The sequence below is a fragment of the Acinetobacter sp. YH12137 genome (assembly GCF_013418535.1).
In the GTDB taxonomy this organism is placed as follows: Bacteria; Pseudomonadota; Gammaproteobacteria; order Pseudomonadales; family Moraxellaceae; genus Acinetobacter.
Genome location: NZ_VPBW01000061.1, coordinates 1 through 8,384, shown reverse-complemented (window position 1 = coordinate 8,384; position 8,384 = coordinate 1). Strand labels below are relative to the sequence as shown.

Annotated in this window: 9 protein-coding genes; 8 read left to right on the top strand and 1 reads right to left on the bottom strand. The window is 44.8% G+C overall.

All coding sequences use genetic code 11. The annotated features are described in order from the left end of the window. Positions 1-252 (top strand): IS30 family transposase (locus tag FTU72_RS15655; protein WP_180053098.1); only part of this gene is annotated, 252 nt, incomplete at its 5' end. A gap of 275 nt (positions 253-527) precedes the next feature. On the opposite strand, the gene hcaR is transcribed toward FTU72_RS15655, so the two are convergent. After that, on the bottom strand, positions 528-1,436 hold the full coding sequence (gene hcaR / locus FTU72_RS15650) for a DNA-binding transcriptional regulator HcaR (protein ID WP_004781814.1): 909 nt from the start codon (positions 1,434-1,436) through the stop codon (positions 528-530). Between the two features lie 280 nt (positions 1,437-1,716). Here hcaR and hcaE point away from each other — a divergent pair, with 280 nt between their 5' ends. The 7 genes from hcaE to FTU72_RS15615 all read left to right on the top strand — a co-directional run bounded on the left by hcaE (position 1,717) and on the right by FTU72_RS15615 (position 8,215). Beyond that, positions 1,717-3,084, top strand: a complete 1,368-nt coding sequence (gene hcaE / locus FTU72_RS15645) for a 3-phenylpropionate/cinnamic acid dioxygenase subunit alpha (RefSeq protein ID WP_004781815.1) — start codon at positions 1,717-1,719, stop codon at positions 3,082-3,084. Further along, positions 3,081-3,599, top strand: a complete 519-nt coding sequence (hcaF, locus tag FTU72_RS15640; protein WP_004781816.1) for a 3-phenylpropionate/cinnamic acid dioxygenase subunit beta — start codon at positions 3,081-3,083, stop codon at positions 3,597-3,599. Before hcaE ends, hcaF begins: the two co-directional genes overlap by 4 nt. After that, positions 3,599-3,925 carry a 3-phenylpropionate/cinnamic acid dioxygenase ferredoxin subunit gene (gene hcaC / locus FTU72_RS15635; RefSeq protein WP_004781817.1) on the top strand — a complete coding sequence of 109 codons (327 nt, stop codon included), beginning with the start codon at positions 3,599-3,601 and terminating at the stop codon, positions 3,923-3,925. Before hcaF ends, hcaC begins: the two co-directional genes overlap by 1 nt. Positions 3,926-3,927: 2 nt before the next feature. Continuing rightward, positions 3,928-4,743 (top strand): 3-phenylpropionate-dihydrodiol/cinnamic acid-dihydrodiol dehydrogenase, encoded by an 816-nt coding sequence (gene hcaB / locus FTU72_RS15630; RefSeq protein WP_004781818.1) that lies wholly within the window; start codon positions 3,928-3,930, stop codon positions 4,741-4,743. A 66-nt stretch (positions 4,744-4,809) separates the two neighbouring features. Further along, positions 4,810-5,775 carry a 3-carboxyethylcatechol 2,3-dioxygenase gene (locus tag FTU72_RS15625; RefSeq protein WP_004781819.1) on the top strand — a complete coding sequence of 322 codons (966 nt, stop codon included), beginning with the start codon at positions 4,810-4,812 and terminating at the stop codon, positions 5,773-5,775. A gap of 4 nt (positions 5,776-5,779) precedes the next feature. Further along, complete coding sequence (gene hcaD / locus FTU72_RS15620; protein WP_034704704.1) at positions 5,780-7,009, top strand: 3-phenylpropionate/cinnamic acid dioxygenase ferredoxin--NAD(+) reductase subunit; 1,230 nt, start codon at positions 5,780-5,782, stop codon at positions 7,007-7,009. A 297-nt stretch (positions 7,010-7,306) separates the two neighbouring features. Next, a complete protein-coding gene (locus tag FTU72_RS15615; RefSeq protein WP_180053097.1) occupies positions 7,307-8,215 on the top strand; it encodes a DMT family transporter in 909 nt (302 codons plus the stop codon). Positions 8,216-8,384: the final 169 nt, after the last annotated feature.

The following is an 8,384-nucleotide window of genomic DNA, read 5'->3' as shown; positions in this document are numbered from 1 at the left end:
AAAAGAATTACTGATGCTGGCATAGAGACGTATTTTGCTGATCCTTACAAGTCTATTCAGCGAGCTAGAAATGAAAATACGAATGGTTTAATCCGTCAATATCTGCCAAAATCATCATCGTTTGATGACGTGTCAAACGATGAAATAGAGCAGATAGAATTTTCACTCAACCATCGTCCTAGAAAAACACTAGGCTGGTATACGCCAAGTGAAGTTATGGCTGGTTTTTATACTGTTGCACTTGCTGCTTGAATCCGCCACATTTTTAATGCTTTTTAGCTATTAATCAGAATTTCAAAAATTAAAATGGGCCTTAGACTTCTTATTAGACTTAAGTTGTAAAAGAAGCCTAATTTGAGCAAAAATTAAACCTAATAAGCCATGGTCGGAGATGTTGGAAGCCAAGCTAGATATGGCCTGTCATAGGAAAAATGAATATAAAATGAAATTTTGATCAGAAAAAATAAAAACAAAAAAGCACACATATTCTCAGAGGAAATTACGTGTGCTGCTATAAAAATAGAAAATTAATGTGGTTCGTCGCGGTTAATGTCTAGGTAAAATACGCGAGTCAGGAGTTCCAGGAACTTCTTCACTGCGACTGAATTACTATCCTTGCGATAGCTAACATAAAGATCTAAAAAGGGAAGTTCTACATCCAGCGGGCGGATTACAGTATTGTTCATGGTCAATGGTGCGATATAGCCTGGCAGGATGGCACAGCCCAAGCCCATTCCAATCGAGTTGATATTGAACAGGATATTATCCGCCTTTTGCACAATATTAAGCTCAATGCCATTGGTCTTGGCAAATTCCATAATCGTATTGTGCAGGGTCTGTGACTGTTCTGCAGATGGAATAATAAAATCTATACCATTCAGTAATTTAACTGGAATACGGTCGTATTTCGCTAAAGGATGATCCTTCGGCAAAATGAAGATCAATGGCTCACGAATCACAAACTGGCTTTCAATTTCATCACTATGGAAATTGTGACGGGTAAAGGTCAGATCCAGTTCGCCTTTCTTCAATAATCGCATTTGCTCATTATTGTTCAGACTGAGCAATTCAATTTTTAAATCAGGGTTTTGCACGCGCAGATTCGGCAAGATATACGGGAAGATTTTCATCTCTGCGACAGGGACGAAACCGATGCGTAGCATCTGCTGCTTGGCCTGTGAGACTTGACGGGCCATGGCAATCGCCTTATCGGCTTGTGCCAGCGTCAGGCGAGCCTGTTCTAGGAATACAGCACCTTCTTCGGTCAGTTCGACTTTACGCTTGGTACGGTGTAGCAGTTTGACACCGACATCTTCTTCCAAATCTTTGATTTGCTGACTAAGTGATGGCTGAGCCGTGTAAAGTTTGAGTGCTGCCTTACTGAAGTTGAGTTCTTCAGCCACAGTAATGAAGTAGCGGAGGTGTCGTAATTCCATATCATCAGCCCGTCGAGTAATCCAAAAAATGTCTTACTATAATTTCAGAAGAGTATAATCTATAAACAACTATGTCGTGAAGATTATTTTGTCATTTAGAAAGTAAATGCTTTGTAGGGATTGATTAGTGTTTTAATATAAAAATACACGCCTAGAATAATTGCTTAAAACTATTAATTGAAACAAAAAAAATATTTCCCCAAAACCGCCCTAAAATCCATCATCGTTGAAAAGTTGAGTCTATTACTTTGTGCCATAACTGGTCACAGGAGAGCTTTTCATGAGTGGAAAAATTGATGTGCGCGAAATCGACGCTTTAGTCGATGCACAAAATGGACGTATCACGCCATCTATCTATACAGATCCTGACATTTACGAATTAGAACTTGAACGTGTCTTCGGTCGTACATGGTTATTCCTTTGCCATGAAAGCCAAATTCCTAAGGCTGGCGATTTCTTCAATACCTACATGGGTGAAGATCCAATCATCGTGGCACGCCAAAAAGATGGCTCAATCAAAGCATTCTTAAACCAATGCCGTCACCGTTCTATGCGCGTAAGCTTCGCAGACTGTGGTAATACACGTGCGTTCACTTGCCCATACCACGGCTGGTCATACGGTATTGATGGTTCTCTAAAAGACATCCCGCTTGAAGATCGTGCTTACCCACATGGTGCATGTAAAGAACAATGGGGTCTGGTAGAAGTTAACCGTGTTAAATCATACAAAGGCCTGATTTTCGGATGCTGGGATGAAACTACGCCAGATCTAGAAGAATACATGGGCGATATCGCTTGGTACCTGGACGGTGTTGTAGATCGTCGTGAAGGCGGTACTGTGATTGTGGGTGGTGTACACAAATGGGAAATCGAGTGTAACTGGAAATTTGCAGCTGAACAGTTCGCATCTGACCAATATCACGCGTTGTTCTCTCACGCATCTGCAATTCAGGTGCTTGGTGCAAAACCAGACGACGAATCTTCTAAGAAATTAGGTGCTGCACAAACTGCTCGTCCAGTTTGGGAAACTGCGAAAGACGCGATCCAATACGGTTCACGTGGTCACGGTTCAGGCTTCTTCTTCACAGAGAAACCAGATGCAAACGTATGGGTTGACGGTGAAGTAGCGAACTACTTCCGTGAAACTTACGAAGAAGTGAAAGAACGCCTAGGTGAAACTCGTGCGCTGCGTCTTGCAGGTCACAACACCATGTTCCCTACATTGTCTTGGTTGAACGGTACTGCGACTCTTCGTGTATGGCACCCACGTGGTCCAAACAAAACTGAAGTTTGGGCATTCTGTATCTGTGATGCGGACGCACCAGAAGATGTACAAGCAGCATTTGAACGTTCTGCAACTCGTGCCTTCGGTCCTGCAGGCTTCCTGGAGCAAGATGACTCTGAAAACTGGATCGAAATCCAAAAAGTTTTACGTGGTTACAAAGCGCGTCAAAACAAACTCATTATGGAAATGGGTAAAGGTAACGAGAAAGTACGTGAAGATGGTATCCCGGGTATCACTAACTATATTTTCTCTGAAACTGCAGCACGTGGTATGTACCGCCGTTGGGCAGATTTATTGATTCATGAAAAATGGGAAGACGTTGAAGCTGCGGCTGACGAATATGAGAAGGAGCTTATGAAATGAGTCAAATCAGTTTAGAACTTCATCACCAAATTAGTCAGTTCCTGTATCAAGAAGCCAAGCTTCTTGATGACTGGAAATTCCGCGAATGGTTAGACACGCTAGCTGAAGATATTTCTTACACGCTACGTACTACACCAAACGCTCAAACGCGTGACCGTCGTCGTTCAGTTGAACCACCTACTACCTGGGTATTCAACGATACGAAAGATCTTCTGGAACGTCGTGTTGCACGTCTGGAAACTGGTATGGCTTGGGCTGAAGAGCCTCCATCACGTACCACTCACATGGTGAGCAACGTGATTGTTGAGCCGACTGAAGTTGAAGGCGAATACGATGTGTACGTGACATACCTACTGTACCGTACTCAGAAAGAGAAAGACGTTACGATTTACTGTGGTAAACGTCATGACAAGATCCGCAAAGTTGAAGGCGGCCTGGGCTTCCAGATCTTCAACCGTAAGATCACGCTTGACCAAGTTACCTATAACTCACATAACCTGAGTGTGTTCTTCTAATGAATAAGATTTTTGTTTGCCAAGTTGACGAATTAGACGAAGGTGAAGCGTTAAAAGTGGATTGCGGCGTAAACGGTATCGAAGCGCTTGCAGTATTCAACAACGGTGGCGAATTCTTCGCAATGAACGACCGCTGTTCACACGGTAATGCTTCTATGTCTGAAGGCTACCTTGAAGACGATGGTACAGTGGAATGTCCACTTCACGCAGCTCGCTTCTGTTTGAAAACAGGTCAGGCACTTTGCTTACCAGCAACTGACCCAATTCAAACATTCCCAGTTGTACTTGAAGATGGTGCGTTATACGTAGAGATGGCAGGAGAGTAATCATGGGTTGGCTACAAGGCGAAGTTGCACTGATCACTGGTGGTGGTTCAGGTCTCGGTTGGGCACTGGTAGAACGTTTCCTGGAAGAGGGCGCACAAGTGGCCGTTCTTCAACGTTCACAGTCTAAAGTCGATGCACTGAACGCACATTTTGGTGACCGCGTGCTGGCAATCGCAGGTGATGTGGCCAGCTATGAAGACAACGTCCGCGCTGTTAAAGCGACTGTAGAGCGTTACGGTAAACTCGACTGTTTCGTGGGTAATGCCGGTATCTGGGATCACTATGCCGATATCGTCAATACTTCAGGTGAGCAGCTGGAAAAAGCCTTTGATGAGATTATGGGGATTAATACCAAATCTCTGATCTTGGGTGCCAAAGCTGCACTTGATGAGCTCGTGAAATCTGAAGGTTCGATCATTTTCACACTGTCAAATTCTGCACTTTATTCTGCAGGTGGCGGTCCGGTTTACACTGCATCAAAACATGCCGGTGTAGGCATTATGAAAGAACTGGCTTATGAACTTGCACCTAAAGTCCGAGTCAATGCCGTTGCGCCATCAGGTATGAATGTGAATATCAAAGGTGCTGCATCTTTGGGTCAGGAAAATCTTGGCCTGCTCGATGCACGTGATCCTGAGAAAATCGCCCGTGGCATGCCACTGAATTTCTTACCTGAGCCGGAAGATATGACTGGTTCATATGTGCTCTTGGCATCTCGTCAAAATAACCGTCCTTTGACTGGTGTTCTGATCAATGCAGAATGCGGTCTGGGTATTCGCGGCTTACGTCAGCCACGTGCCGGTTTCTTTGACGAATAAAAATCTAGTCTGAAATGGACTTTTCGGCAGCCTGTTCTTGGCTGCCTTCCTTTTAAGGAGTCTCTCATGGCCGTTAAACTTATTTGTGCATCGCACAGTCCTTTAATGGAATTTGCTTCACCGCAGGAAAAACGCAAAGAACAGGCTGTTCGTGAAGCGTTTGAAAAACTGTCTGCTGAAGTAAAAGCTTACGACCCAACCCTGATCATTACCTTTGGTCCTGACCATTTCAATGGTTTCTTCTATGACCTGATGCCAAGCTTCTGTGTGGGCATTCGCGCGACTGCTGCAGGTGACTGGGACTATGGTAAAGACAATGCACACATTGATGTACCAGAAGACAAAGCACTGGGCTTAGTGCGTCGTGTACTCGATGAGGGCGTGGACGTTGCGTATTCTTACCGTATGCAAGCTGACCATGGTGTGACTCAGCCATTGCACTTCCTGTGCGACGGCAAACTTGATCGTTATCCAACGATTCCAATTTTCATTAATGGCGCTGCAGCACCGATGCCAACTACGAAGCGTACCATCGCTTTAGGCCGTGCTGTAGGTCAGTTCATCAAATCTCTGAACCTTGAAAATGAGCGTGTACTTGTCCTAGGTACAGGTGGTCTGTCACACGATCCACCAACTCCGCAAATGGGTTCTGTACCACCAGAAGTGGAAGAGTTCCTGATTGCAGGTCGTAACCCGACACCTGAAGCACGTAACGCGCGTCAGTCAAAAATTATTGCAGTGGGCCAGAAACTGGCAGCGGGCGATACCTCTGTTGCAGTTCCTCTGAATGCTGAATGGGATATCGCATTGCTTGAAAAATTCAAGAATGCCGACTTCGCTGCACTAGAAGCCATGACTGAAGCTGAAATCCGCCGTGATGGTGGCCGTGGTGGTCAGGAAGTCCGTTCGTGGATGGCGGCATTTGCTGCTTTAAGCGAAATGGGCGAGTACGAAATGACAACGCACTGTTATGAAGAAATCAGTGAATGGATTGCGGGCTTCGGCATCGTATCTGCAGAGTTAAAAGGTTAAAGACATGAGCAACATCGAAACCATCGTAATTGTAGGTGCTGGCCAGGCAGGTGCGAGTGCAATTTTAGAACTACGTGGCAACAAATACGAAGGTAAAATCATTCTGATCGGTGATGAAACGCATCTTCCTTATGAGCGTCCACCACTGTCTAAAGACGTGATTCTAAAACCTGAAGAGACCAAGATTGAAATCCTGTCAGAAGAAAAACTGGCGGAACTTGGTGTAGAAACCATTCGTGGCAATGGCGTGAAAAAAATCAACGCTGAAGCGAAAACGGTTGAACTTCAAAATGGTGACGTTGTTGCTTATGACAAACTGTTGCTTGCTACAGGCGGCGCAGCTCGTCGTCTGCCGAACTTCGATGCGCTGGGTAAACATGTTTATACGCTACGTAACCTAGAAGATTCACAAGCACTGGTTCCAGTATTGCAATCAGGCCGTCGTATTGTCCTGATTGGTGGTGGCGTGATCGGTCTGGAACTGGCTTCTTCAGCACGTTTCAAAGAGTGTCAGGTAACTGTGATCGAAATGGGTCCTATGGTGATGGGCCGTTGTTCACCTCGTATCCTGAGCGAATTCCTGCTTGAACAACAACGTTTGGCAGGGATCGACGTTCGTCTGGAAACCAAAATTGCAGATTGCAAACTGGATGGTGAAGAAGTGGTGATTACCCTTGAGGGTGGTGAAGAGCTTCGTGCTGATGCTGTAGTTTATGGTATTGGTATCGTGCCAAATGCACAATTGGCTGTAGAAGCTGGCCTGGATGTTGATTTCGCGATTAAAGTGAATGAAAACTGCCAGACTTCAAATGCAGACATTTATGCAGCGGGTGATGTGGCAACTCAACTTCGTAACTGCGGTAACCACCGTCGTGTCGAAACCTGGGAAAATGCCAACCTGCAAGCAGGGATCTTTGCACGTCATGTGATGGGCGTTGAGCATCCGACACCTAACCCGGCATGGTTCTGGACAGATCAGTTGGACATCAATTATCAGTTCGTAGGTGACATGGCGGCTGCTGAATGGCAAGTTCGTGGTGAAATCAATCCAGAGCTTCGCGCTGAATCATCATTCGTGATGTTTGGTGTGACTGATGGCGTTATTGTCGGCGGTATTACGGTAAATGCGGCAAAAGAAATGCGTCACCTGAAAAAGCTGATCAGCAAGAATGCAGCGTTTGAAGCAGACAAATATTTAGATCTCAGCCAGGATCTTCGTAAACTTGTGAAATAACTTTGTTTTATTGATAAGTTTACAAAAGGGCAGACCTTGGGCAACTTGGGTCTGCTTTTTTATGTCTGTCAGATTGTGCTGTCATGACCTCACATTCTATTGTGATTTGAAATGGCTTTGTGTAGGTTTGGCTTACTTTTCAAAGATGAAAAGTAATAAAAATCTTTTGCTAAACTGAGGATATATCCCTATATCCCAGTTCAGCGGCGGCATCCCTGCCGCCATCAGTATTGTCGATTGTGGATTTGAACGAGAAGTTAGTTCAATTCTTTCTAAAAAAATTTAATTGAGTCTTTTATGAATTCAAATTCATCTCCCATGCTGGTGACGGCAAGTATTTATGCCTTGCTGGTGCTGATCTGGGCAGCAACGCCACTGGCGATTGTCTGGAGCGTGCAGGAAGTGCACCCGATGTGGGTGCTGATCATCCGTTATTTCGGCGCTTCTCTGCTGGCGTTGGCGATCTTGGCTGCCATGCGTAATCCATTGCCATTTGATCGAACCTCCATGATGAGCTATGTAGCAGGTAGTCTGAACCTCATTGGTGCGCAGTTATTTATCTATCTGGCGGCGAATTATTTGACCTCTGGCTTAATGGCATTGATTTTCGGTTTCTCACCACTGGTTGCAGGTCTAATCGGGCATGTCATCCTGAAAACCAATCGTCTGATTTGGCTGCAATGGCTCGGTATGGCAGTTGCCGTCGCTGGTTTAAGTTTTATCTTTGCGGAGTCAGCAGATAGTAAGGTGAATCCGTGGGGCGTGGTCCTAATGCTGATTAGCATGGTGTCTTATATCAGCTCGATTTTCTGGGTGAAGCAGATCAATGCACCGTTAAAACCAATGTCACAAGCAACGGGTTCTTTGATTGTTTCCTCATTGGGATCATTACTAATCATTCCTTTTATCTGGCAATCTTTCCCAACACAAATGCCAAGTATGCAGGCGCTATTCGGCTTTGGTTTTACCATGATCCTGTCTTCGATTGTGGCGATGCTGTGTTACTTCTGGCTGATTCGCCGTCTGGCTGCATCCACCGTATCCCTCAGTAATGTAATGACGCCAATCATTGCCCTGATTCTCGGTGCAACCCTGAATAACGAAGTGATCAGCAGCCATGCCTTTGCTGGTATTGCGGTAGTGATGTTCGGGATCGTGATGTACTTCTGGAAAGAATGGCGCGAGCAGTATTTTTCTAAATCTTAAAATAGATTGTTCAAGTTAAATTCAGACCTAAAAGGAAGCTTTGGCTCATTGCTGTCCCACAATTTTTCACAAGAGGAAGCTCAAATGAGCTTCCTCTTGTTTTATGGGTATTTTATCGGGTGAAAATAAAGCTTTTAAAGTTCTTCTTTCAAACAAATTCACTTGAATT